The sequence below is a fragment of the Streptomyces sp. NPDC039430 genome (assembly GCF_055639435.1).
On sequence record NZ_JBVKAK010000021.1, the window covers coordinates 6267 to 30129 of the forward strand.

General features: G+C 71.9%; 22 protein-coding genes. 10 read left to right on the forward strand and 12 right to left on the reverse strand.

Annotated elements, in window-relative coordinates; translation table 11 throughout:
• Positions 1-91: 91 nt before the first annotated feature.
• Positions 92-1861 carry an arginine--tRNA ligase gene (gene argS, locus ACZ7LS_RS33085; protein ID WP_382525626.1) on the reverse strand — a complete coding sequence of 590 codons (1770 nt, stop codon included), beginning with the start codon at positions 1859-1861 and terminating at the stop codon, positions 92-94.
• A 142-nt stretch (positions 1862-2003) separates the two neighbouring features.
• Between argS and lysS the strand changes: the two genes are divergently transcribed.
• Positions 2004-3776, forward strand: a complete 1773-nt coding sequence (gene lysS / locus ACZ7LS_RS33090; RefSeq protein ID WP_382525628.1) for a lysine--tRNA ligase — start codon at positions 2004-2006, stop codon at positions 3774-3776.
• A 271-nt stretch (positions 3777-4047) separates the two neighbouring features.
• Entirely contained in the window at positions 4048-4425 is a 378-nt protein-coding gene (locus ACZ7LS_RS33095; RefSeq protein ID WP_030278697.1) for a nuclear transport factor 2 family protein, read from the forward strand.
• Between the two features lie 139 nt (positions 4426-4564).
• Here ACZ7LS_RS33095 and ACZ7LS_RS33100 read toward each other — a convergent pair whose 3' ends face one another.
• From ACZ7LS_RS33100 to ACZ7LS_RS33110, 3 genes are all read right to left on the reverse strand, one after another.
• A complete protein-coding gene (locus ACZ7LS_RS33100) occupies positions 4565-6064 on the reverse strand; it encodes a DUF2637 domain-containing protein (RefSeq protein WP_385137393.1) in 1500 nt (499 codons plus the stop codon).
• Between the two features lie 135 nt (positions 6065-6199).
• Complete coding sequence (locus tag ACZ7LS_RS33105) at positions 6200-6988, reverse strand: DUF3558 domain-containing protein (protein WP_385137391.1); 789 nt, start codon at positions 6986-6988, stop codon at positions 6200-6202.
• A 128-nt stretch (positions 6989-7116) separates the two neighbouring features.
• Entirely contained in the window at positions 7117-7980 is an 864-nt protein-coding gene (locus ACZ7LS_RS33110) for a DUF3558 domain-containing protein (protein ID WP_385137389.1), read from the reverse strand.
• Positions 7981-8166: 186 nt separating this feature from the next.
• Between ACZ7LS_RS33110 and ACZ7LS_RS33115 the strand changes: the two genes are divergently transcribed.
• Complete coding sequence (locus ACZ7LS_RS33115) at positions 8167-9360, forward strand: RtcB family protein (protein ID WP_382525635.1); 1194 nt, start codon at positions 8167-8169, stop codon at positions 9358-9360.
• Between the two features lie 137 nt (positions 9361-9497).
• On the opposite strand, the gene ACZ7LS_RS33120 is transcribed toward ACZ7LS_RS33115, so the two are convergent.
• A complete protein-coding gene (locus ACZ7LS_RS33120; protein ID WP_382525637.1) occupies positions 9498-10271 on the reverse strand; it encodes an SDR family NAD(P)-dependent oxidoreductase in 774 nt (257 codons plus the stop codon).
• Between the two features lie 238 nt (positions 10272-10509).
• Between ACZ7LS_RS33120 and ACZ7LS_RS33125 the strand changes: the two genes are divergently transcribed.
• Positions 10510-11037 carry a hypothetical protein gene (locus tag ACZ7LS_RS33125; RefSeq protein ID WP_385134554.1) on the forward strand — a complete coding sequence of 176 codons (528 nt, stop codon included), beginning with the start codon at positions 10510-10512 and terminating at the stop codon, positions 11035-11037.
• A 56-nt stretch (positions 11038-11093) separates the two neighbouring features.
• Here the strand turns inward: ACZ7LS_RS33125 and ACZ7LS_RS33130 are convergent, their stop codons facing one another.
• The 3 genes from ACZ7LS_RS33130 to ACZ7LS_RS33140 are packed head-to-tail and all read right to left on the reverse strand — an operon-like array spanning position 11094 to position 13391.
• Entirely contained in the window at positions 11094-11828 is a 735-nt protein-coding gene (locus ACZ7LS_RS33130; RefSeq protein WP_382671779.1) for a Mut7-C RNAse domain-containing protein, read from the reverse strand.
• Positions 11825-12433: a GNAT family N-acetyltransferase gene (locus ACZ7LS_RS33135; RefSeq protein ID WP_382671776.1), complete on the reverse strand. Its 609-nt coding sequence runs from the start codon at positions 12431-12433 to the stop codon at positions 11825-11827. Before ACZ7LS_RS33135 ends, ACZ7LS_RS33130 begins: the two co-directional genes overlap by 4 nt.
• 1 nt (position 12434) lies before the next feature.
• Positions 12435-13391, reverse strand: a complete 957-nt coding sequence (locus tag ACZ7LS_RS33140; protein ID WP_385134556.1) for a DUF6597 domain-containing transcriptional factor — start codon at positions 13389-13391, stop codon at positions 12435-12437.
• A gap of 62 nt (positions 13392-13453) precedes the next feature.
• Between ACZ7LS_RS33140 and ACZ7LS_RS33145 the strand changes: the two genes are divergently transcribed.
• Positions 13454-14050, forward strand: a complete 597-nt coding sequence (locus tag ACZ7LS_RS33145; RefSeq protein WP_382671770.1) for a TIGR03086 family metal-binding protein — start codon at positions 13454-13456, stop codon at positions 14048-14050.
• 141 nt (positions 14051-14191) lie between these two features.
• On the opposite strand, the gene ACZ7LS_RS33150 is transcribed toward ACZ7LS_RS33145, so the two are convergent.
• Both ACZ7LS_RS33150 and ACZ7LS_RS33155 read right to left on the reverse strand, forming a co-directional pair.
• The gene (locus ACZ7LS_RS33150; protein ID WP_385134558.1) at positions 14192-17002 is read right to left on the reverse strand and encodes a SpoIIE family protein phosphatase; all 2811 of its coding nucleotides are present in this window, start codon (positions 17000-17002) and stop codon (positions 14192-14194) included.
• 89 nt (positions 17003-17091) lie between these two features.
• Entirely contained in the window at positions 17092-17946 is an 855-nt protein-coding gene (locus tag ACZ7LS_RS33155) for a histidine phosphatase family protein (RefSeq protein ID WP_385134560.1), read from the reverse strand.
• A gap of 274 nt (positions 17947-18220) precedes the next feature.
• Between ACZ7LS_RS33155 and ACZ7LS_RS33160 the strand changes: the two genes are divergently transcribed.
• Together ACZ7LS_RS33160 and ACZ7LS_RS33165 are read left to right on the forward strand one after the other, a co-directional pair.
• Positions 18221-18463 (forward strand): CbtB domain-containing protein, encoded by a 243-nt coding sequence (locus ACZ7LS_RS33160; protein ID WP_382671765.1) that lies wholly within the window; start codon positions 18221-18223, stop codon positions 18461-18463.
• Between the two features lie 21 nt (positions 18464-18484).
• Positions 18485-19315: a CbtA family protein gene (locus ACZ7LS_RS33165; RefSeq protein ID WP_382671761.1), complete on the forward strand. Its 831-nt coding sequence runs from the start codon at positions 18485-18487 to the stop codon at positions 19313-19315.
• Positions 19316-19561: 246 nt separating this feature from the next.
• Here ACZ7LS_RS33165 and ACZ7LS_RS33170 read toward each other — a convergent pair whose 3' ends face one another.
• Entirely contained in the window at positions 19562-20197 is a 636-nt protein-coding gene (locus ACZ7LS_RS33170) for an NAD(P)-dependent oxidoreductase (protein WP_382872284.1), read from the reverse strand.
• 79 nt (positions 20198-20276) lie between these two features.
• Between ACZ7LS_RS33170 and ACZ7LS_RS33175 the strand changes: the two genes are divergently transcribed.
• Positions 20277-20945 (forward strand): TetR/AcrR family transcriptional regulator, encoded by a 669-nt coding sequence (locus tag ACZ7LS_RS33175; RefSeq protein ID WP_385134561.1) that lies wholly within the window; start codon positions 20277-20279, stop codon positions 20943-20945.
• A 49-nt stretch (positions 20946-20994) separates the two neighbouring features.
• On the opposite strand, the gene ACZ7LS_RS33180 is transcribed toward ACZ7LS_RS33175, so the two are convergent.
• Positions 20995-21387 carry a DUF7144 family membrane protein gene (locus ACZ7LS_RS33180; protein ID WP_382525659.1) on the reverse strand — a complete coding sequence of 131 codons (393 nt, stop codon included), beginning with the start codon at positions 21385-21387 and terminating at the stop codon, positions 20995-20997.
• A 259-nt stretch (positions 21388-21646) separates the two neighbouring features.
• On the opposite strand from ACZ7LS_RS33180, the gene cbiT reads away from it, so the two are divergent.
• Both cbiT and cobM read left to right on the forward strand, forming a co-directional pair.
• Entirely contained in the window at positions 21647-23011 is a 1365-nt protein-coding gene (gene cbiT, locus ACZ7LS_RS33185) for a precorrin-6Y C5,15-methyltransferase (decarboxylating) subunit CbiT (RefSeq protein WP_385134563.1), read from the forward strand.
• 25 nt (positions 23012-23036) lie between these two features.
• Positions 23037-23795 carry a precorrin-4 C(11)-methyltransferase gene (cobM, locus tag ACZ7LS_RS33190; protein ID WP_382525663.1) on the forward strand — a complete coding sequence of 253 codons (759 nt, stop codon included), beginning with the start codon at positions 23037-23039 and terminating at the stop codon, positions 23793-23795.
• The last annotated feature ends 68 nt before the right edge of the window (positions 23796-23863 follow it).

Genomic DNA, 23863 nt, shown 5'->3' on the forward strand with positions numbered 1-23863 from the left:
GTCCCCCCCCCCCACCCCACCCCCCCCCCCCCCCCCCCCCCCCCCCCCCCCCCCCCCCCCCCCCCCCCCCCCCCGCGCCGCGTAGTGAGGCTTACAGGCGCTCGGGGGCGCGGATGCCCAGGAGTGCCAGGCCCCGCTGGAGCGTGCGGGCCGTGATGTCGCAGAGGAAGAGGCGGTTCTCGACCAGCTCGGGAGGGTTCTCGTCGCTCAGTACGTGGCACTGGTCGTAGAACGTCGTGAAGTGCGAGGCCAGTTGGTACAGGTACGCGGCGAGCTTGTGCGGTTCGTACGCCGACGCGACCTCCGCCAGCACCTCGCCGAACTGGTCCACGTGCAGGCCCAGCGCCCGTTCGGCCGGGGCCAGTGCCAGCTCCGGGTGGGCGGCCGGCTTCGCGTCGCCCGCCCGGCGCAGGATCGACTGGATACGGGCGTACGCGTACTGGATGTAGACGGACGTGTCGCCGTTCAGCGAGACCATCTGGTCCAGGTCGAACTTGTAGTCGCGGGCGGCGGACGTGGACAGGTCGGCGTACTTCACCGCGCCGATGCCCACCTGTCGGCCGCGCTCGGCGATCTCCTCCTCGCTGAGGTCCTTCGCCTTTTCCCGTACGACCGCCGTCGCCCGCTCGACCGCTTCTTCCAGCAGGTCCACCAGCCGTACGGTCTCGCCCTCACGGGTCTTGAACGGCTTGCCGTCCTTGCCGAGGACCGTGCCGAACGCCAGCTGAACGGCGTCGACCCCGTCGTTCAGCCAGCCCGCCCGGCGGGCGGTCTCGAAGACCATCTTGAAGTGGAGCGACTGGCGCGCGTCGACCACGTACAGCAGGGTCGTCGCCGACAGGTTCCGCACCCGGTCGCGGATCGCGGAGAGGTCGGTGGCCGCGTAGCCGTAACCGCCGTTGGACTTCTTGACGATGAGCGGGACCTGATTGCCGTCCGGGCCCTTCACATCGTCGAAGAACACACAGAGCGCGCCCTCGGAGCGGACCGCGACCCCGGACTCCTCCAGCAGCCTGCAGGTCTCTTCCAGCATGTCGTTGTAGCCGGACTCGCCGACGATGTCGGGGTCGCGGATCTCCATGTCCAGCTGGTTGAAGACCGAGTAGAAGTAGATCTTCGACTCGTCCACGAACCGCTGCCACAGGGCCAGCGTCTCCTTGTCACCGGCCTGGAGGTCCACCACCCGGTCCCGGGCGCGCGCCTTGAACTCCTCGTCGGAGTCGAAGAGCGTCCGCGACGCCTTGTAGAGGCGGTTGAGGGAGGACATCGCCTCCTCGCCGGAGGTGGCGGTGCCGGCGGTGCCCTTGTGGTCCAGCTCGTGCGGGTGCTCGATCAGATACTGGATGAGCATGCCGAACTGGGTGCCCCAGTCGCCGATGTGATGGCGCCTGACCACCTTCTCGCCCGTGAACTCCAGGATCTCCACCATCGCCGCGCCGATCACGGCGGACCGCAGATGCCCGACGTGCATCTCCTTGGCCACGTTCGGCTGCGCGTAGTCGATGACGGTCGTGCCCGGCTCCGGCTCGAACGGGACGCCGAGCCGGGCGTCCGCCGCGCGGGCCGCGAGGGTCTCGATGATCGCCCGGTCCGTGATCGTGATGTTGAGGAACCCGGGTCCTGAGACCTCGATGTCCTTGATCACGCCATCGGCGGGGAGCGACGCGACGACCCGCGTCGCCAGCTCGCGCGGGTTGCCCTTGAGCCGCTTGGCGAGCGCCAGGAGTCCATTCGCCTGGAAATCGGCCCGGTCGCTTCGGCGCAGCAGCGGGCTCGCGGGACCGGCCTCCGGCAGGGCTGCCGAGAGGGCGTCCGCGATGCGCTGATCGACGGTCGAAGCGAGGGAAGTGACCGAGGCCATGGGCTGGTGCCGTTCCTGTCGGGTACGGAGGGAAGTCCTGCCCAGTATCCCATGGTGTAACAAGCCATTTTCGCTCTCCTGGGGGGACCTGGGAGAATGGCGGCCGCCGGAATGTTTGGGCGTACGAGAAAGAAGTAAGGACGTGCCGATCGTGGCTCAGAGCACCGAGACCGACTGGGTCTCCCGTTTCGCGGACGATGTCATCGCCGAGTCGGAGCGACGTGCGCCTGGCAAACCGGTCGTCGTCGCGTCCGGACTCTCCCCCTCCGGCCCCATCCACCTGGGGAATCTCCGCGAGGTCATGACCCCGCACCTGGTCGCGGACGAGATCCGCAGGCGCGGTCACGAGGTCAGGCATCTGATCTCCTGGGACGACTACGACCGCTACCGCAAGGTTCCGGCCGGCGTTCCCGGTACGGACCCGTCCTGGGCCGAGCACATCGGCAAGCCGCTGACGTCCGTGCCCGCCCCCGCGGGGTCCGCGTACCCGAACTGGGCCGAGCACTTCAAGGCGGCGATGACCGAGGCGCTGGCCGAGCTGGGCGTCGAGTACGACGGCATCAGCCAGACCGAGCAGTACACCGCCGGGGCGTACCGCGCGCAGATCCTGCACGCGATGAAGCACCGCGCGGACATCGACGCGATCCTCGACCGCTATCGGACGAAGGACAAGCCGAAGAACAACGCTCCCCAGGGGCAGAAGCAGGGGCAGGGCGGCCAGAAGCAGGGGCAGAAGCAGCCCGAGGAAGCCGAGCTGGAAGCCGCCGAGGGCTCGGGCGCCGCGGCCGAGGACGACGGCAGCGGCGGGGCCGCCGGCTACTTCCCGTACAAGCCCTTCTGCGGCGGCTGCGGCAAGGACCTCACCACCGTCACCGCGTACGACGACGAGACGACCGCGCTCACGTACACCTGCGCGGAGTGCGGCTTCTCCGAGACCGTCCTGCTCAGCGAGTTCAACCGCGGCAAGCTGGTCTGGAAGGTCGACTGGCCGATGCGCTGGGCGTACGAGGGCGTGATCTTCGAGCCGTCCGGGGTCGACCACTCCTCGCCGGGGTCCTCGTTCGTCGTCGGCGGGCAGATCGTGCGCGAGATCTTCGACGGCGTCCAGCCGATCGGCCCGATGTACGCCTTCGTCGGGATCTCCGGGATGGCGAAGATGTCGTCCAGCAAGGGCGGCGTGCCGACCCCGGCCGACGCGCTGAAGATCATGGAGGCGCCGCTGCTGCGCTGGCTCTACGCGCGGCGCAGGCCCAACCAGTCGTTCAAGATCGCCTTCGACCAGGAGATCCAGCGGCTCTACGACGAGTGGGACGCGCTGGAGCGGAAGGTCGCCGACGGCTCCGTCCTGCCGGCCGACGCCGCCGCGTACTCCCGCGCCACGAGCACGGCGGCCGGTGCGCTGCCGCGTACGCCGCATCCGCTGCCGTACCGCACGCTGGCCTCGGTCGTGGACATCACGGCCGGTGCCGAGGAGCAGACCCTGCGGATCCTGAGCGAACTGGACCCGGCTCGTCCGCTGGCCTCGCTGGACGAGGCGCGTCCCCGGCTGGACCGCGCGCAGAACTGGATCACCAGCCAGGTACCGGCCGAGGCGCGGACGATCGTGCGCTCCGAGCCCGACCGGGAGCTGCTCGACTCGCTCGACGCGCGGGGGCGCGAGTCGCTGCGGCTGCTGCTGGAGGGTCTGGACAGCCACTGGTCGCTGGACGGGCTGACCACGCTCGTCTACGGCGTGCCCAAGGTCATGGAGGGGCTGGCGCCCGACGCCAAGCCGACGGCCGAACTGAAGACCGCCCAGCGGTCGTTCTTCGCGCTGCTCTACCGGCTGCTGGTCGGCCGGGACACCGGGCCGCGGCTGCCCACGCTGCTGCTGGCGGTGGGCGCGGACAGGGTGCGGGTGCTGCTCGGCGGCTGAGCCGGGGCCCGGTTGGGCCGGGGCCCGGTTGGGCCGGCGTCCGGCCCGGCCGGGCCTTGTCCCGGTCTCGCCGGGCTCGGTCCCGGCTCGCCGGTGAGGCCGGCCGGTCGGCTCCGGCCGCCCTCGGTCGGCTCCGGCCGCCGCGGGCGGGCTTACTCGTCCAGGTCCTGTCCGACCGGACAGGACCTGGTGCTGTGACCGGGATGGCCCACCGTGACCGGACGGCGGCTCGCGGGCCGAGCGCACGCGCAACGGCTGGTATTACTGGGGCATGCAGGAAGAGACGGCACGCTCCGCGATCGACACGTTCATCTCCGCGTTCAACGCCTCGGACGACAGCTATGTGACTGCCCTGCTCTCCCAGGCCCTGACCTCAGACGTGGTCTTCTGGGGGCCGTTGGGCCGCAGCGAAGGAATCGCGGCGGTCGAGCGGTTCGTGCTGGACATCCGGCGCCACCCGGCGGGGACCGGCACGATGGTGCGCTGCTCAGCGGTGGACATGCCTGGGGAGTGGGCCCGGTACCAGTGGGTCTTCACCACGCCGGATGGAGGCCCCCGCCTGGCGGGAACGGACGTCGTCCATCTGCGGCGGAGCCTCATCGACCAGGTCATCGTCTTCGCGGGAGAGATCGAGCCGTCCGCCTCCTGAGCTGTCCTCCTGAGCTGTCCTTCCGCCGCTGTCCTTCTGTCGCCGTCCTTCTCGTGAACCTGTCCCTTGCGGCACTCCGGGGCTGCGGTTCATCCGACCGTCACGACCACCAACCCGGCGAACCTACGCGGTCACAGCACTAGGCGATGTACTCCTCGTCCAGTGCCGCCTGGTACCGGGAGCGGAATTCCTTCAGGTAGGGGCGCAGCGAACTCTCGCTCAGCGGGCCGCCGGTGCGGCCGGTGATCCCGTACAGGTCGACCAAGTACAGGCCGAACTGGCGGCCGTTGGGGTAGTCGCCATGCTCGCTGATGTACTTGCGGAAGGCGTTGAAGTACGCCTCCTCGCGTGAGATGTCGTCGGGGAGCGCGGGAACGGGCAGTTCCTCGGGCTGTTCCTGGACGGGCGCGGGCTCGGCGTACTGCCGCTGTTCCGGGGCCTGTTGGGAGGCCTGTTCCGGCTCCGGGGTCGCGTACGGGCCCTCCACGCGCTGATTGGGCACCCCGCCGAGCGGGCGGCTGCGGCCGGGGCCGGCGGGGATCATCACCGGGGCGGCGGGGTCCTGGCCTTCGGCGTACGCGGGGTTGTACGCGCCCTCGTACCCCGCCTCCTGCACATGCGGGGCCGCGAACCAGGGGCTCGGCTGGGGCTGGGGCTGGGTCTGGGCTTGGGGTTGGGCTTGAGGCTCAGGCTGGGGGTGCTGCGGCTGCGGGGACTGCTCCGGGTGTTGCCGGGGGTCGGTCTGCTGCTGGTGCTGCTCCTGGGGGTCCTGGTCCTGCTTCCGCAGCTGCGGCGGGATCGGCTGCTGCTGGGGCTGTTGAGGCTGGGGCTGGGGCTGGGGCTGCTGTTCCGTCGGCTCCGGGGACGGAGACACGGACGGGCCCGCGGCGGGTATCTCGGCCCGGCCCTGCGGGAGTTCGGCCACCGGGGGCGGGGGCGGCAGCAGCACCGGTTCGATACCGGCGGCGGCCAGTCCCGAGGGCGCGGTGTCGGCGAGCGGTACGCCGTACTTCGCGAGCCGGAGCGGCATCAGCGCCTCGACCGGCGCCTTGCGGCGCCAGTTGCGGCCGAACCGCGCCTGAAGGCGCGACTGGTAGATGAGCCTGTCCTGTTCGAGCTTGATGACCTGCTCGTACGAGCGCAGCTCCCACAGCTTCATCCGGCGCCACAGCTTGAAGGTGGGCACGGGCGAGAGCAGCCAGCGGGTGAGCCGTACGCCCTCCATGTGCTTGTCGGCGGTGATGTCCGCGATCCGGCCGACCGCGTGGCGCGCCGCCTCGACGGAGACGATGAAGAGGAGCGGGATCACCGCGTGCATCCCGACGCCCAGCGGGTCCGGCCAGGCGGCGGCGCCGTTGAAGGCGATCGTCGCCGTCGTCAGCAGCCAGGCCGACTGGCGCAGCAGCGGGAACGGGATCCGCATCCAGGTCAGGAGGAGGTCGAGCGCCAGCAGAACGCAGATACCCGCGTCGATACCGATCGGGAAGACCAGGGAGAAACGCCCGAAACCCTTGGCCTCGGCGAGTTCGCGCACGGCGGCGTAGGACCCCGCGAATCCGATCGCGGCGATGATCACCGCTCCGAACACCACGATCCCGATGAGAATCCGGTGCGTGCGTGTCAGCTGCATCGCGGCCACCCGCGATCTCCTCCCGTATTCGGCCTGTATGGGGCGTCAGGTACTCGACAACAATCACTCGACGCCCCGACACCCGGCGGGCACAGCCTGGCACATGTGTGCGGAGGGCGTTGCGCGGGGAGCGGAAGCCGGCCGTCAGGACGCGGCTTTGGAGCTCTCCCCGGCGCCCGGCGCGTCGCTGGAACCGCCCGGCGCGTCACCGGAGCCGCCCGACGCGTCATCGGAACCGGCGGCGACGGCCGCCACGGCTTCCTTGGCCGCCTTCTCCGCGTTCTTCGTCAGATCGGCGGGGCTGGGCGACTTCGCGCCCGCGTAGCCCGCGCCGTTGTAGGTGAGGGTGACGACGACGTTCTCCGCGCGGGCCACGACCGTCGCGTACGCGAAGTCCTCGTCGGTCTTCTTGAGGGTGTACGTGACCAGCGTCGCCTGGTCGCCGACGCCGGCCGTCTCGACGGACTTGAGGCTCTTGGCGCCCGCCGTGCCCTGGGCCCCGGCGACCTCCTTCGCGTAGTACTCGCCGGCGCGCTTGGCGCCGCTGCCGAGCGTGGCGTCGGAGTCGTACCGCATGAGGGAGACGTCGAGCCAGCGGTACTGCGAGCCCTTGACGCCCTTGTCGTCCAGACCGTTCCAGGAGCAGCTGCCGCGGGTGTCGATGTCGCTGGACTTGCCCGACGTACCGGCCTTGGACTTGACCTTGGGAACGAGCGAGCCGACCGTCTTCGCGCCGATCGTGGCGCAGGCGTCGGGGAGCCCGCTGTACTTGGCCGGCGCGATCTCCGGGGACGGCGCGGCGCTCGGGCTCGACGAGGAGCCGTCGGCGCCGCTCTTGTCTCCGGAGTCGGACGAGCAGCCGGCGACGACGAGCATCACCGGAACGGCTGCGCAGGCGAGTATGCGGGTGAGTCGCGAGGCTGAACGGTGCATGGTTCCTTCAGTCGGTCGGTTGTCATACGGTCCGATCGGCCACGGTAACCGCCGAGCCGGGTCCGCGGGCTGCCGGAGCGGGAGTCCGTGCCCCGCGCGCGCGGGGCGGGCGGCCGGGACGAGGGCGGCTACTCGTTGAGCTGCTCGGCGAGCGTCCGGGCCAGTCCCCGCGCCTTGTCCTGCAGTTCTTTGCTGTCGGGGACCACGGTGGGGTGGGCGGGCTGCTCGGTGTACCGGACGGTCACGATCACGTTCGATGTGCGGAACACCACGCTCACCGTCCGCTGCTGAGCGGCCGCGCCGGAGCGGGCGAGGACATCGTCCAGGAAGGCGACGTCACCGAGATTGTCCAGGACGCGGGGTTCGAGGCCCTCGGAGGTCGTGCCGTCCGAGGGCGCGCCGGAGCCGGAGACGGAGCCGGACGGGGTGCCGGAGGGCGTACCGGACGGGGAGCCGGTCTGTGCGCTCGTACCGGAGTCCGTACCCATACCGGAATCCGTCGCGGAGGGCGTGCCGCCCGGCGTTCCGGGAGCCGTGGCCGCGGGCAGGCCGGCGGCCGTCTCCGCCTTCGCGTAGACCTCCTGCGCCCGGTCCGCGTCGCTCACGGCCGGGTCGTACGACACGACGCGTTCGAGGTCGATCACCAGCTGGTTCGACGCGTCGGGGGAGGTGGCCTTCCAGCTGCACCCGACGCGGCGGTCCGTGTCGTATGTCACAGCGGCCGTGCCCTCGTACGCCTTCGTCCGCTGGTCCTCGGGGAGCGAGGCGACGCCGGGCAGCAGGTCCTTGAGCATGGAGCGCGGCACGGAGCCGCAGGGCTCGCGGAGCGTGCGGTACTTGCCGGGCTGAGCGGCGGTGGCGGTGGTGGGGCCGCCGGGCTTGGTGTCGGTGATGGTGCCGTCCGCGCCACCGCCCCCCGAGCAGCCGGCGACGACCGCCACGAGGAGCGCCGCCAGGCCGGGTACGTACGCCTTGCGCGCCTTTGGCTGCACGGTCCCGGGCTCCCTTCTGTACGGGGTTCCGCGCGGGGCTCCGCGCGAAAACTGCTTGCCGCCGTATGACGGTCGATGGACACAATGTCTATCGCACGCGACGCCGTCGATGCTGGTCGGCCGTCTCTTTTGACGGCCCTGGTTCCGGCTTTTGCGTTATAGGACTTTCGGGGGAATTGAGGCGTTATGTCGTATGTAGAGATGCCGGGTGCGAAGGTACCGATCCGGATGTGGGCGGATCCCGCGACGGTCGAGGAGGGCGCCCTCCAGCAGCTCCGGAATGTCGCCACACTGCCCTGGATCAAGGGCCTCGCCGTGATGCCGGACGTGCACTACGGCAAGGGCGCGACGGTCGGTTCGGTGATCGCGATGCACGGTGCGGTCTGCCCGGCGGCGGTGGGCGTGGACATCGGGTGCGGGATGTCGGCGGTGAAGACGTCCCTGACGGCGAACGATCTGCCGGGTGACCTGTCCCGGCTGCGCTCCAAGATCGAGCAGGCGATCCCGGTGGGGCGCGGCATGCACGACGAGGCGGTGGATCCGGGGCGGATGCACGGGTTCGCCACGGCGGGGTGGGCGGATTTCTGGGAGCGGTTCGACGGAGTCGCCGATTCGGTCAAATTCCGTGAGGAACGCGCCACGAAGCAGATGGGAACGCTCGGCTCGGGCAATCACTTCATTGAATTCTGTCTGGACGAGTCGGATTCGGTCTGGCTGATGCTCCACTCCGGATCGCGGAACATCGGCAAGGAACTGGCCGACCACCACATCGGCGAGGCCCAGAAGCTGCCGCACAACCAGGGGCTGATCGACCGGGACCTGGCCGTCTTCATCGCGGACACCCCGCAGATGGCGGCGTACCGGAACGATCTCTTCTGGGCGCAGGAGTACGCGAAGTACAACCGCGCGATCATGATGGGGCTGTTCCAGGACGTGGTCCGCAAGGAGTTCAAGAAGGCCCGGGTGACCTTCGACCAGGTCATCTCCTGCCACCACAACTACGTGGCGGAGGAGCGGTACGAGGGCATGGACCTGCTGGTCACGCGCAAGGGCGCGATCCGTGCGGGCAGCGGCGACTACGGCATCATCCCGGGCTCCATGGGCACGGGTTCGTACATCGTGCAGGGCCTGGGGAACGAGGCGTCGTTCAACTCGGCCTCGCACGGCGCGGGCCGGCGGATGAGCCGTAACGCCGCCAAGCGCCGGTTCTCGACGCGGGACCTGGAGGAGCAGACGCGGGGCGTGGAGTGCCGCAAGGACTCCGGCGTCGTGGACGAGATCCCGGCCGCGTACAAGCCGATCGAGCAGGTCATCGAGCAGCAGCGGGATCTGGTGCGGGTGGTGGCGAAGCTGAAGCAGGTCATCTGCGTGAAGGGCTGAGCCGGGTGGCCGGGACCCGGGCCGTGAGGTCCTGCCTCTCCGTCCTGATGGTCCTGCCGTTTCGCGGGAGGGCGGCCGTCCCCCGGTGTTCCGCCGGGGGACGGCCGCTCAGGTCTCCCTGACCGGCGAGTGCGGCGTCACAGCTCGCGGTGGACCTTGGAGTTGGACGCCTGGGCGCGGGGGCGTACCACCAGGAGGTCGATGTTGACATGGCTCGGGCGGGTGACCGCCCAGGTGATGGTGTCGGCGACGTCGTCGGCCGTGAGCGGTTCGGCGACGCCCGCGTAGACCTTCGCCGCCTTCTCCGTGTCGCCGTGGAAACGGGTGGTGGCGAACTCGTCGGTCTTGACCATGCCGGGGGCGATCTCGATCACGCGGACCGGTGTGCCGACGATCTCCAGGCGGAGGGTCTCGGCGAGGACGTGGGAGCCGTGCTTGGCCGCGACATAGCCCGCGCCGCCCTCGTACGTGCCGTGGCCGGCGGTGGAGGAGACGACCAGGACCGTGCCGTCGCCGCTCGCGGTGAGGGCGGGAAGCAGCGCCTGGGTGACGTGGAGCGTGCCGAGGACGTTCGTCTCGTACATCCGGCGCCAGTCCATCGGATCGCCGGTGGCCACCGGGTCGGCGCCCAGGGCGCCCCCGGCGTTGTTGATCAGGACGTTCACGGAGGGGAAGCGGCCCAGCTCGGCGGCGAAGGCGTCGACGGCCGCGCGGTCGGTGACATCGAGGGCGTACGCGGTGGCCTGCTGCCCGGCGGCGGTCAGTTCGGCGGCGAGGGCCTCGATACGGTCCTTGCGGCGGGCGGTGACGATGACGTGGTAGCCGGCGTCCGCGAGTTGGCGTGCGGTGGCGGCGCCGATGCCGCTGCTCGCTCCGGTGATGACGGCGATGGGGGTCCCCGCGGCGGTCATGACGTACTCCTCGCGCGTGTGATCGATGATCGATGTCGGACACGGCCAGGATAGGCAGGGTGCGCGGGCGGGTGCCCGTGGTGTCCGGAGCGCGGACCGCCGTGCTGTCAGGGCGGTGGCCGCGGGGCGCGTACGTGACTCCGCCGTGCCCGGGGGCCGCGTGTCATGTGGGTGACCGGGGGCGCGCCGGGCCTGCGGATGGCCCGGTTCTCGGTGTGATGATCGGTATGTTCCCGCCATGGGTGTCAAGCACAGGGCGTGGCTGGTGGCGGTGTCGGTCGTCGCGACGGTGGTGACGGTGACGGGTGCGGGGCCCGACGTCGGGGCCGGGGCCGGAACCGGTGCCGAGGCCGGGGCCGCTGGTTTCCGGGGTGGTGTCGTGCCGGAGGCCGATCTCTCGCACCACGGGCATGTGTCGCTGTGGAGCCAGCAGCTGTCGGTCCGCTTCGAGTCCGAGAACCACGGCCCGTCCGCGCTCGCGGACGCGACCGTACGGCTGGCCTTCTCGGTGTCTCTCGCGGCCGGTCAGAGCCTGCCGTCGAACTGCGTGCGGGGCGGAGACCGGGTGGTGCTGTGCCGTACGGGTCCGCTCCGGGCGGTCGGGCGGAGCCCGGAGACCGTTCTCGACCTGAAGGCGGCCGGGCGGCCCGTGGAGGCGGTCGTGGAGATCGACACCGCCTGGAACGGCGGCGCGAGCGACCCGAACCCCGAGAACCACCGGCACCGGGTACTGGCCCCGGCCACCGGGGACCCGTACGCCTTCTGACCGCGTCCTCTCCGGCCGCCCCGTGATCCACGGGGGCTAAGCGTGATCCACGGGAACTACGCGGCGGCGTCGCCGAATTCCCTTACCGCGTCCTCGACGATCGCCGCCAGCCTCGCGTGGTGCGCGCCGCGCCAGTACACCCGGCCACAGGCCGTGCACTGGGCGAAGACGTCGTACGACCGCTGGGTGCCGTGCTCCAGCCGCTCCCGGACGGACTCCTTGTCGGCGGGGCCCAGGCCGCCGTTGCAGGCGGTGCAGCGGGTCCATGGCGCGAGGGCGGGGGCGAAGCGTTCCAGCACGTCCCGGAGCTGGACCTCGGGGCGGTCGCTGTAGATGTACGCCCCGGCCCAGATCTCGCGGCGCCGCAGCAGCCCGCGGTCCCGGGACAGCATCACCCGGCGCTCGGCGGCGGAGAGGGTGGCCAGGGCGGGATCGCCGAGGTCCTCGTTCTCGTACGCCGCGTCGATGCCGAGCAGCCGCAGCCGTCGCGCGAGCGTGCCGAGATGGACGTCGAGCAGAAAGCGGAGGGGAGCGCCCGGCACCCGCTGGGGGCGGTTCACGGCCCGTACCTCGACGGATTCGCCCGCGGCGGGGATGTGCGAGACGGGCACCTCACGGCCGTCCACGAGCAGCGCTCCGGCCTCGGTGAGCGGGACGCCGAGCGATTCGACCGTGTGACCGAGCGTGGACGCACCGTCGGTGAGGAGGGACGTACGTCCGTGACGCCGCTCGGCGGGAACGAAAAGGCGCAGCTCGGGGGCGAAATCGATCTGGATCTCCGGTCCGTTCACGTCGTCAGGATGCCATCGGACGCGGGGGCCGGGCCAGGATTTTCCTGGTCATCGGCGCCGGGTGTCAGATCCAGCCGCCAGTCGTTGGCGCGCATCAGACGCCCCTTCGGGTACTCGACCTCGCACTCGCCCCTGAGCGAGAACCCCGCCCGGCGGCACAGCGCGTTCGACGAGCCGTTGTCTACGGACGGGAAGGCGTGGAGATAGCGGTGCCTGTGCTCGGCGCGCGCCTTCGCCACGACGGCCGCCGCCGCTGCCGCCGCGATGCCGCGCCCCTGATGAGCGGTGAGCACCCCCCAGCCCGTCTCGTACACCTGCTGTCCCTGCCAGGTCTGCTCCCAGAACCCGATCGTGCCGACGGCCTCGCCGGACAGCGGCAGCACGATCCGGAACATGCGGCCCCGGCCCGTCCGGTCCGCGCTCAGGTCGACGTACCGCCGGTGCCGCGTGAGCAGCTGTTCCTCGGTCTCGGGGCCGCCCAGATGGCTCATCAGCTCCGGCGCGTTCATGGCGCGGAGCAGGCCGAGATCGCCCTCGGACCAGGGATCCAGCCGTACCCCCGGTGGTTCGCTCCGTGTGGCAGGCATGTCAGGCGTGTGAGGCATGTCAGGCACTGTAGGGCGGGGGTCTGACATCGGGGCGTCCGGCCGCCGGCGGCCCGGCGTCCGGAGGGCCGGCTTCCGGGGGGCCCGCGGCCGGGGGTTTGGCGTACGCCGTCGGAGGGACTCCGACCGTCGCCGTGAAGTCCCGTACGAGATGGGCCTGATCGCTGTAGCCGAGTTCGGTCGCCAGCTCCGCCCAGTCCACCTCCGCCGCCGCACCCGCCGCCACACCCGTACCCGCATCCGGCCCCGTAGCCGTTCCGGACTCCGCGCGCTCCAGGGCCTCGTGGATGCGGTAGCGCAGGATCACCCACTTCGGTCCCACCCCCACATACGTGGCGAAGAGCCGTTGCAGCGAGCGCACCGACACCCCTTCCGCCTCGGCGAGCGGGGCCACGCGCCGGATCGTGCGGTCCGTACGGATCCGGTCGGCGAGCGCCATGGCCCGCGCCGCGCGCGGGTCCTGGCGCGGGCCCACGCCCAGCAGATACGCGTCGAGCGCGGCCACCCGCGCGTCCTCCGTGGCGTCGGGCGGGCCGAGCACCGCCGCGATGTCCGCGGCGGTCGCCGGCATGACCTCGGCGATCGGCACGCGCCGCCCCGTCCACTCCGACACGGGCCATCCCGGTGCGAACGGCCGGAAGCCGCCGGGCCTGAACTGCACCCCGCACACCCGGCCGCGCCCCTCCAGCTTCCGCGTGAACAGCTCCAGACCGATCCCCGCGACCTCGCCGAAGGCCGGGCTGTCCGCTCCGCGGCCGAACCGCTGGAACACGACATTGACCGAGGGGTGCGGCACGACATGGGAGGCGTAGGGCTGTTCGAGATCCCAGTCGATCAGCCAGTAGTGCTCCAGATACGGCCGCAGGGCCGGAGCGGGCTCGCGGCGCCGGAACCGTACCCGCGCGAAGAGCCCCGGGGCGTCGACGATGCCTTGGGTGTCACGCCGCGGTCCTGCCACGTACGGATCCTATGTCGCGTTTCTTCAAGACGCGGGGGACGCCGATTCCTACGATGACCGCCATGAACGACACGATCAGCAAGACGGCCACGAACGACACGATCAGCAAACTGCTGGAGGTGGCGGCCGACCGTACCGTCACCGTTGTCCGGAACATCACCGACGACCAGCTCACCGCCCCGACGCCGTGCGCGGAGTACGACGTGCACGCCCTCGTCGACCATCTCTTCCAGGTCATCGTGAACTTCCAGGCACTGGCCGCCAAGAAGGACTCCGACTTCGGCGCCGCCCCCGAGCATCTGACGGGCGCGTGGCGCGACCGGTTCGCCGACGAGACCGTGCGGCTCGTCGAGGCCTGGGGCGCGCCGGGTGCCGAGGAGGGCACCTCGGGGGCGCTGGGGATGCCGGCCAGGACGGTGGGCGTGATGGTGGTGGGCGACCTCGCCGTGCACGGGTGGGATCTGGCGCGGGCCACGGGGCAGCCGTACGAGCCGGACGCGGCGCTCGTCGGGCTGCTCGGGACGGAGTTCGGGGCGCTGGCTCCGACGGCGCGCAAGATGGGGGTGTTCGGGGAGCCCGTGGCGGTGGGCGAGGACGCGGGGCCGTTCGAGGCGCTGCTGGGCGCGACGGGGCGGGATCCGGGCTGGAGCCGCTCGTAGCCCGTCTGAAGCCCGTCCGTGGCTTGTCCGTGGCTTGTCCGGGGCCCGTCTGAAGCCCGTCCGTGGCCTGTCGTGGCGTCCGTGTCGTCGTCAGCTCTCTCCAGCTCTCCGCGTGTCGGCTCAGTGGCCGGCCGGCAGCTGTCAGCCTTCCGCGGCGGGTCCGTCGTCCGACGGCAGTGCCTGCTCGGCCCAGATGACCTTGCCCTCCGCGGTGTAGCGGGTGCCCCAGCGTTCCGTGAACTGCGCGACGAGGAACAGGCCCCGGCCCCCCTCGTCGGTGGCCTTCGCGTATCTGAGATGCGGCGAGGTGCTGCTGGAGTCGGAGACCTCGCAGATCAGGGTGCGGTCGCGGAGAAGCCGCACCTTGACCGGCCCGAGGGCGTAGCGGATGGCGTTGGTGATCAGCTCGCTGAGGATCAGTTCGGTCGAGTACGCCACCTCGGCCAGCCCCCACTCCGCCAGCTGCCGGGCCACGGCGGCGCGCAGCCGGGACACCTCCGAGGGATGGGAGGGCACCTCCCACTCCGCGATCCGGTCGGGTTCGAGCACGCGGGTACGGGCGACGATGAGCGCGATGTCGTCGCTCGGGCGGTCGGGCAGCAGCGCTTCGAGCACCGCGGAGCAGGTCTCCTCCGGGGCCCGGTGCGGGTGGGACAGCGCGGCGCGCAGCATGTGGAGCCCTTCGTCGATCTCCCGGTCGCGGTCCTCGATGAGCCCGTCGGTGTACAGCACCAGATGGCTGAACTCGGGCAGGCGCATCTCCACCGTCTCGAACGGCAGGCCACCGAGCCCCAGCGGAGTCCCGGCCGGCAGATCGAGGAACTCCACGCTGCCGTCCGTGCCGACCAGCGCGGGCGGCGGATGGCCGGCGCGGGCCATGGAGCAGAGCCGGGTCACCGGGTCGTAGATCGCGTAGAGACAGGTCGCGCCCGTGATCACGGCGCCGCCGCCCGCGATGCCCTCGTCGTGGTCGATGCGGGTGATCAGATCGTCCAGGTGGGTGAGGATCTCGTCGGGCGGCAGGTCGAGCGTCGAGAAGTTGTGGACCGCCGTACGCAGCCGGCCCATCGTCGCCGCCGCGAGCAGGCCGTGTCCGACGACATCACCCACCACCAGGGCCACGCGGGCGCCGGGCAGCGGGATGACATCGAACCAGTCGCCGCCCACCCCCGACTCCGCGGGCAGATACCGGTAGGCGACGTCGAGGGCGTTCTGCTCCGGCAGCACCTGGGGGAGCAGGCTGCGCTGGAGCGTCTCCGCCATGGCGTGCTCGCGGGTGTAGCGGCGCGCGTTGTCGATGCACACCGACGCGTGGTTGGCCAGCTCCTCGGCGAGGGAGACGTCGTCCTCCTCGAAGGGGTCCCGCTGCCCCGTACGCCAGAAATTGACGACCCCGAGGAGCACGCCCCGCGCGCGCAGCGGGCTCGTGACGAGGGAGCTGATGCCGTACGCGATGACCCGGGCGGTGTGCTCGGGGTCCTGGGCCTGCCAGCCGGCCGACACGCCGAGATCGGGCTCGACGGTGCCGCGCCCGCTCCGCAGGCTCCGTGCCTGCGGGGTGGACGCACGGAACGTGAACCGCTCGCCCAGCGGGTAGAGCGGGTGGTCGTCGCGGACGCCGACCACGGCCGTACGGCGCAGTTCGGAGACGGCGGTGACCCCCGCGGGGTCCTCACCACGCAGGATGGCCTCCGCCAGGTCCACGGTGACGAAGTCCGCGAACCGCGGAACCGCCACCCGCGCCAGCTCCTCGGCGGTCCGGGTCACATCCAGGGTGGTGCCGATCTCCACGCCCGCGTCGTACAGCAGCTTGAGGCGCTTCTGCGCCACTTCCGCCCGGCCCGTGAGCGCGCGCAGCTCGGTGGAGTCGCGGAGGGTGGCCACGCTGCCCGGCGGGCCTCCGTCACGGTCCGTGGAGCGGTTGTTCACCGCGATCAGCCGTTCTCCGGTCGCCAGCACCTCGTCGCTGGCGGCGCGGCCCGAGGCCAGCAGGGCGGCCATCTGCGGATCCAGGCCGAGATCGGTGACGGCGCGGCCCTCCGGTCGCGGGGGCAGATCGAGGAGACGGTGCGCCTCGTCGTTGGCGAGCACCAGCCGGCCGTCGCCGTCGAGGATGAGCACCCCTTCGCGTACGACATGCAGCACCGCGTCGTGGTGCTCGTACATGCGCGCCATCTCGACGGGCTCCAGGCCGTGGGTCTGACGGCGCAGCCTGCCGCTCACCAGCGCGGTGCCGCCGGTGGCGAGGGCGAGCGACGCGGCGGCGGCGGCCAGGACGATCGGGACCTCGCGGTTGGCGAGGCTGTTCACCTTGTTGATGGTGATCCCGGCCGACACGAGGCCGGCCACTTTCCCGTTCGCGTCCCTGACGGGGGTGACCGCCCGTACGGAGGGGCCGAGGGTCCCCGGGACGATCTCGGTGATGGTGCGGCCCTTCAGCGACGGCCCGATGGTGCCGATGAAGTGCTCCCCGATGCGCGCGGGGTTGGGGTGCGTGAGCCGGATGCCCTTCGTGTTCAGTACGACGACGAAGTCGACCATGGAGGCTTTGCGGACCGCCTCGGCCCGTGGCTGGAGGATCGCGCTGGGGTCGGGTGCCCGCAGGGCGGGCGCGATTCCCGGCGAGTTCGCGAACGCGGTGGCGACGGAGAGACAGCGGTTGCGCGCCTCCTGCTCGGTGTCGTGCCGGGACACCAGGAGCAGTGAGACCAGCGAGGATCCGATCAGCAGCAGCACGATGACCAGTTGCAGGATGAAGACCTGTCCGGCGAGCGTGCGGACGTTCAGCCATGACGGACGACGCCACCCCTGCGGCAACCGAGGGGCCCGGCGCTGGATCCATCGTCGCAGCCCGTCTGCCGTGCGCGGGTGCTCACGCCGCCGACTCCGTGGGCGCCGGCCGGAGCGGGCAGACAAGGCCCGAGCCCAGGATCGACCCATATGTCGGGCCATGTACCTATACCTACACCGCCGGTCTTCACAAGGCGAATGGGCGTGGGCCCGTTGTCGGTACCGGGTCCGGGCGTGTTCCGGCGGGTGTCTCAGGGGGCGGTGCTGTGGAGCGGGCGGCCGCTGAGCAGGTTCCAGCGGCCGGCCCGCCCGCTGAGTTCGGTGGCGGTGAGGGGGCGTACGTCGATACGCCAGAAGGCCGCGGGTGGTGCGCCCAGGGCGTGGACCGCGCAGGCGCGGACGATGTCGGGTTCGACGACGGCTATGAGGCGGCCGTCGGTGGCCCTGGGGCTGGGGCTGGGGCTGGGGCTGGGGGGCGTGGCGCTGGGGGTCGTGGGGCTGGGGGGCGTGGCGCTCCCGCCCGTGGCGCCGTCGGCCGGTGCGTCGTCGCTCGCCGCGCCTTCGCCGAGGGCGTCGAGCCAGTGGGCGGTGCGGGCGAGCAGCTCCAGCAGGGATTCGCCGCCGTGCGGGGCGGACGCGGGGTCCGACAGCCAGGAGGCGAGCGCGTCCGGTTCCGCGGCGGCCACTTCGTCGAGGGTCCTGCCCTGCCAGCGGCCCATCGCGCAGGGGGCGAGGGCGGGCAGCGGCTTCGCGTGCAGGCCGAGGGCCTCGGCGGTGCGACGGCAGCGGGGGGAGGGGGAGACGTATGCGATGGCGGTGGCGGGGAAGTGCTCCCGTACGGCTTCGGCCTGCCGCAGCCCGAGGGCGTCCAGCGCGTCGCCGCCGGATCGGGCGCCCGGTCCGGCGCCGGTTTCGGTACGGGGCTCGCCGCCCGGTCCGGTGCTCGGCCGGGCGCCTGCTCCGGCGCCTGCTCCGGTGCCTGCTCCGGTGGCAGGTCCGGTGGCCGCTCCGGCGGCGGTCGCGGCCGGGTCATCGGTGTGCGGGAAGCGGGCCTCGCGCAAGGCCGGGTTCATGGCCGGTGAGACGAGCATGAGGCGGGTGGTCATACGGTCCTCGCTGCCTGGTTCTGGCTCGGTCCTGCCGGGTCGGCAGATCAGGTTCCGGAAAGAGGTCCTCTTGGCCGGTCTGCCGTATCGCGGTACCTTCACGTCGCAATCACGACGGCGGAACGGAAGTCCGGTGGGAATCCGGCACGGTCGCGCCACTGTAAGCCGGGCGCCGGCCGCGTACAGCGCGGCGGGGGCCCCGGTGAGTCAGACCCGGACGCCGTCGTTCGAGCTCCACTGAATGGGACGCGAGTTCCCGCAAGGAGGTTGTGCCATGGCGCAGTCCATAGCACCCCCGACCGTTTCGTCCACCGGTACCACCGGTGCCACCGGTACGGCTGTCACCCCGCTCCCGCTCCGCGCGGTGCTGCCGTGGGCCGTGTTCGTGGGCACCCTGATGCTGGTGCTGCTGTACTTCGTCGGCGCGGAGCAGGGCGCCACCTCGGTGTTCTCCGGTGCGGAGGTGCACGAGTGGGTGCACGACGGCCGTCATCTCCTCGGCTTCCCCTGCCACTGACGACCGACGGAGAACACGCACATGCACGCGTCCACCGTCAGAAACCTCCTGGTCCGCGGCATGATCGCGGGCCTGCTCGCCGGACTCTGCGCGTTCGTGCTGGCCTACGTGGCGGGTGAGCCCTCGGTACGGGACTCCATCGCTCAGGAGGAGGCCCGCTCGGCGCCCGCGCATCAGCACGGCGGGGGAGAGCATCCACAAGGCACGGAAGAAGAGGAGGAAGAGCTGGTCAGCCGGCCGGTGCAGTCGACCTTCGGGCTGGCCACCGGCGTCCTGGTGTACGGGGTGGCCCTGGGTGGGATCGCCTCGCTGGTCTTCGCCGGCTGCCTCGGCAGGATCGGCCGCTTCGGTCCGAAGGCGACCGCGGCCCTGCTCGCGGGGGCCGCCTTCGTCACCGTCTATCTGGTGCCGTTCCTGAAGTATCCGGCGGCCCCGCCCGCGGTCGGCAACCCGGACACCATCGGTAAGCGCACCACGCTGTTCTTCCTGATGATCCTGCTGAGCGTCCTGCTGGCCGTCGTCGCGGTCATCGCGGGACGACGGCTCGCGCCGCGTCTGGGCAACTGGAACGCGGCGGCTGCCGCCGGTGGCGGTTACGTCGTCGCCGTGGTGGTGGCCTGTCTTGTCCTGCCCGGCAACTCCGATGCCGTTCCGGCCTCCTTCCCGGCTGCCCTGCTCTGGGAATTCCGGCTGGCGTCGATCGGCGTACAGGCGCTGCTGTGGACGGCCTTCGGGCTGATCTTCGGGGCGCTGGCGGAGCGGGCGCTCCGGCCGCGGCAGGCAGCGGAGGCCGCGGCGGCCGCGGCGGCGGTCGACGACAGCGCTGCCACGTCGGTGCGTACCGCCGGCTGAAGCGGCGCCCGCGCCATCGGCGGAATCACCGGCCCGGCCATCGGCTGAACCGGGACCGGCCCGCGTGTGACGCGCGGGCCGGTCCCCGGTCGTTGATGGGACGCCGGTCCGGTCTCCGGATCCCCGGACTTCGGTCTCCGCTGTCCGGTCTTCGGTCGGTCGCCGCGCCGGCCACCGTCGCGCGTCCGTCCCGCCCGCGCGTCCGTCCCGCCCGCCCGCCCGTCCGGTCGCGCGTCCGTCCGTACGTCAGTCGCTGACGCCGACCGCGTGTCCGAACGTCGCCCGGTCCGTGACGAAGTCCAGCATGGCGCGGGCCACGTCCGCGCGGGCGATCGCGTTGGCGGCCGGGCCCGCCTCCACCGCGTGCCGGTAGGTGCCCCTGCCGTCGGCGTCCGTCAGCCGGGGCGGCCGTACCGACGTCCAGTCGAGCCCGCTCTCGCGCAGGATCGTCTCCATCAGTTCGAGATCCGTGTACAGCTCCTTGAGCGCCAGCCACATCCCGGGCAGCAGCACCCGGCGCGCCAGCCACGGCTGACCGGTCCCCGAGCGGTTCAGCGGCGCCGCGCTCACCACGACGATCCGCCGCACCCCGGTCGCGGCCATCGCCTCGATCGCGGCCCGCGCCGAGGTCGAAGCGGGCTTGAGCGGGTCGTGCCGGCCTGCCTGGCCCATCCCCGACAGCACCGCGTCGGCCCCGTCGACGACCTCGGTCAGGGAGGCCGCGTCGAGGGCGTCGGCGCGTACGACCGTCAGACTCCCGTGCTCCGTCCGCAGTTTGGCCGGGTCCCGTACCGCCGCCGAGACCTTGTGTCCGTCCGCGAGAGCGTGACGGACGAGCTGCCGTCCGACGCCGCCCGTGGCTCCCAGCACAGCGATTTTCATAACCCCTCCGGGGGTGAGTGAACGCTTACCACCCATAGTGGGTGAGCGTTCACTCACTTGTCAAAGTAGGCTGGCGGGCATGACGGGTACGGGTACGAACCGAGAAGCGACCGCGCCGCCCCTGAGCGGTGGCGCCCTCACGCGCTCGCGGATCCTCGACGCCGCCGCGCGGCTGATGGGCACCGTGGGGCTGACGCGCACGACGACCAAGGAGATCGCGAGGGAGGCGGGCTGCTCGGAAGCCGCGCTCTACAAGCACTTCCGCGACAAGGAGGAGATCTTCGTCAGCGTCCTGCACGAGCGCGCGCCGCGCTTCACGGACGCGCTGGCGCGGCTCCCCGGGCGCGTGGGCGAGGGGGAGGTGGCCGGTCATCTGGAGGAGGTGGCCAGGGTCGGGGTGCGGTTCTACCGGGGAACGTTCCCGATGGCGGGGTCCCTCTTCGCCAGCCCCGACCTGCTCGCGGCCCACCGCAAGCGGCTCGGACTCGACGGCTCTGGGCCGCACGAGGTGAGCCGGTCCGTGGCCGGGTATCTCGCGGCGGAACAGGAGCTGGGCCGGGTGTCCCGGGACATCGACCCGGACGCGGCGGCGCTGCTGCTCGTCGGCGCGTGCTTCCACCGGGCCTTTCTGGACCTGTTCTTCGCCCCGGATCCCCCGGAGGGCACGCTGCGTCCGCAGAGCGAGGCGGATTTCGCGCGGGAGACCGTACGGGCGCTGCTGGCGGGCATCGCCCCACCGGGCCCGTGAACGGTCCTCGGTCTCGTCCCGCGCATCCCGCTCGTCCCGCGCCTTACTCTCATCTGTCCGAGCGGCGCCGGTCGCCCGCGCACAGCGCCCAGATGATGAAGAGATCCACGGCGAGGAGCACGAGGGCCCAGAGCGGATAGCGCGGGATCCAGAGGAAGTTCGAGACCGCGCCGAGACCCGCCAGGATCACACCCACCACGCGTGCCCACACCGCGCCCCGCAGCAGCGCGCAGCCCGCGATGAAGATGATGGCGCCGATGATGAGATGCACCCATCCCCAGCCCATCAGGCTGAACGAGAACACGTAGTTCCTCGTCGCCAGGAAGATGTCGTCCCTGGCGATGGCGGAGATGCCCGCCAGGACCGTCATCGCGCCGCCGAAGATCATGAGAACCGCGGCGAAGACCGTCCATCCGGTAGCAAGTGCCCTCTTGGCCGTCATGGGGCGCTCCCTCGGGGAGGAGAGGGGCCGCGGGCCGGTGCCGGTCCGCGGCCATTGCCGTCACCTCAAGGTTCCATACGGATGGGTCACCCGCATCTCTTCCGGAGGGCGGCCAGTAGAGTGCGGACTCGGTCTTCCCCCAGTTCAGAGGTGTACGGCAGTGACCCCCGCCCAGCCATCCGCGCCCACGGGGCCGATAGGGCCCACCGCGCCCCGCGTGCCTGCGCCGGTGCCTGTGCCTGTGCCTGCGCCTGTGCCTTTGACGGTCGTCGGGATCGGCGCCGACGGCTGGGCCGGGCTGCCCGGTGCCTCGCGGGCCGCGCTGCGCGAGGCGGACGTACTCATCGGCGGCCCCCGGCAACTGGCCCTGCTCCCCGAGGAGTGCGCGGGTGAGCGGGTGCCGTGGCCGTCGCCGCTGCGGCCCGCCGTTCCCGGCCTGCTCGCCGCCCACGCCGGGCGCCGGGTCGCCGTACTGGCCAGTGGGGACCCGATGTTCCACGGGATCGGGCGGACCCTGTCCGAGGTCCTGTCCGTGACCCTCGGCACCGATGCCCTGCGGACCGATGCCCGGCGTGGCGACGCGCAGCGGGCCGACGCCCAGCCGGGCGACGCCCTGCGGACTTATGCCCAGCAGGCCGGGGCGCTGCGCGTGCTGCCGCATCCGTCGTCCGTCTCGTACGCGTGCGCCCGGCTCGGCTGGCCGGTGGAGGACACGGAGGTGGTCACGCTCGTCGGCCGCCCCGTCGAGCGACTCGCCGCCGCCCTGTACGACGGCCGCCGGGTGCTCGTGCTCAGCGCCGGGGCGGCGACCCCGGCCGAGGTGGCGGCGCTGTTGCGGGACCGGGGTTTCGGGCCGAGCCGTATGCACGTCCTCGAACAACTCGGCGGCGGGGAACGGGAACGGCGTACCGACGGCCTCGCCCAGGAGTGGGCCGAGCCCGCCGGTGACCCGCTCAACGTCGTGGCGGTCGAGTGCCGCCGCGCGCCCGGCGCGCCGCGCCTCGGCGCCGTACCCGGCCTGCCGGACTCCGCGTACGAACACGACGGCCAGCTCACCAAACGGCATGTGCGCGCCGCGACCCTGGCCGCGCTCGCGCCCGCGCCCGGCGAGCTGCTCTGGGACATCGGCGGCGGGTCGGGCTCGATCGCCGTCGAGTGGATGCGTACGCACCGGTCCTGCCGCGCCGTCTCGGTCGAGCGCGATCCGGCGCGGGCGGAACGTATCGGCCGCAACGCGCGGGCGCTCGGCGTCCCCGGGCTGCGCGTCGTCCCCGGCGGGGCGCCCGGCGCGCTGGCCGGACTGCCGGTGCCCGACGCGGTGTTCATCGGCGGCGGGCTGACCGTGCCGGGGCTGCTGGAGAGCTGCTGGGACGCGCTGCCCGCGGGCGGCAGGCTGGTCGCGAACACGGTGACGCTGGAGTCCGAGGCGCTGCTGGCCGAGTGGTACCGCCGCCTGGGCGGGGACCTCGTACGGCTGGCCGTCGCGCACGCCGTCCCGGTGGGCGGTTTCACCGGCTGGCGGCAGGCCATGCCGGTCACACAGTGGGCGGTCACGAAGGACCGGCCTCCGCGGGACCCCTCGGAGGGCGTTCCTTCGGCAGGCGTTCCTTCAGCCCTTCGGTAGGGGTTCCCTCGGCAGGAGAAGAACGATGACGGTGTACTTCATCGGCGCAGGTCCCGGCGCCGCCGATCTGATCACGGTGCGCGGCGCCCGCAGGCTGGCCGCCTGCCGCGTGTGCCTGTACGCGGGCAGCCTCGTGCCGCGCGAGCTGCTGGCCGAGTGCCCGCCGGACGCGCGCCTCGTCGACACCGCGCAGATGGACCTGGACGGGATCACGGCCGAGCTGGTCCGGGCGCACGAGGAGGGCCACGACGTCGCCCGGCTGCACTCCGGCGACCCGTCGGTCTTCAGCGCGGTCGCGGAGCAGATGCGCCGGCTGGACGCGGCGGGCGTGCCGTACGAAGTGGTGCCGGGCGTACCGGCGTTCGCGGCGGCGGCCGCCGCGCTGAAGCGTGAGCTGACGATTCCGACGGTGGGCCAGACGGTGATCCTCACGCGGATCGCCCAGCGGGCCACCCCGATGCCGGAGGGCGAGGACCTGGCGACCCTCGGCCGGAGCGGCGCGCTGCTCGTCCTGCATCTGGCCGCGCGGTATGTGGACCGGGTCGTGGCCGAACTGCTGCCGCATTACGGGGCGGACTGCCCGGCCGCGGTGGTGGCGATGGCCAGCCGCCCGGACGAACTGGTGCTGCGCGGCACGCTGGACGACATCGCCGGCCAGGTGAAGGCCGCGGGTGTGGTGCGGACGGCGGTCATCATGGTCGGCCGGACGCTGGGCGCGGAGCAGTTCCGCGACAGCCACCTGTACTCGGCCGACAGGGAGCGCCCGCACGGCTCGCGGCCGTAGGTCTGTCGGGTTCTGTCAGGTCCTGTCGGGCGCCTCAGGCGTTTCAGGCGCTTCGAGCCCTTGGGGCC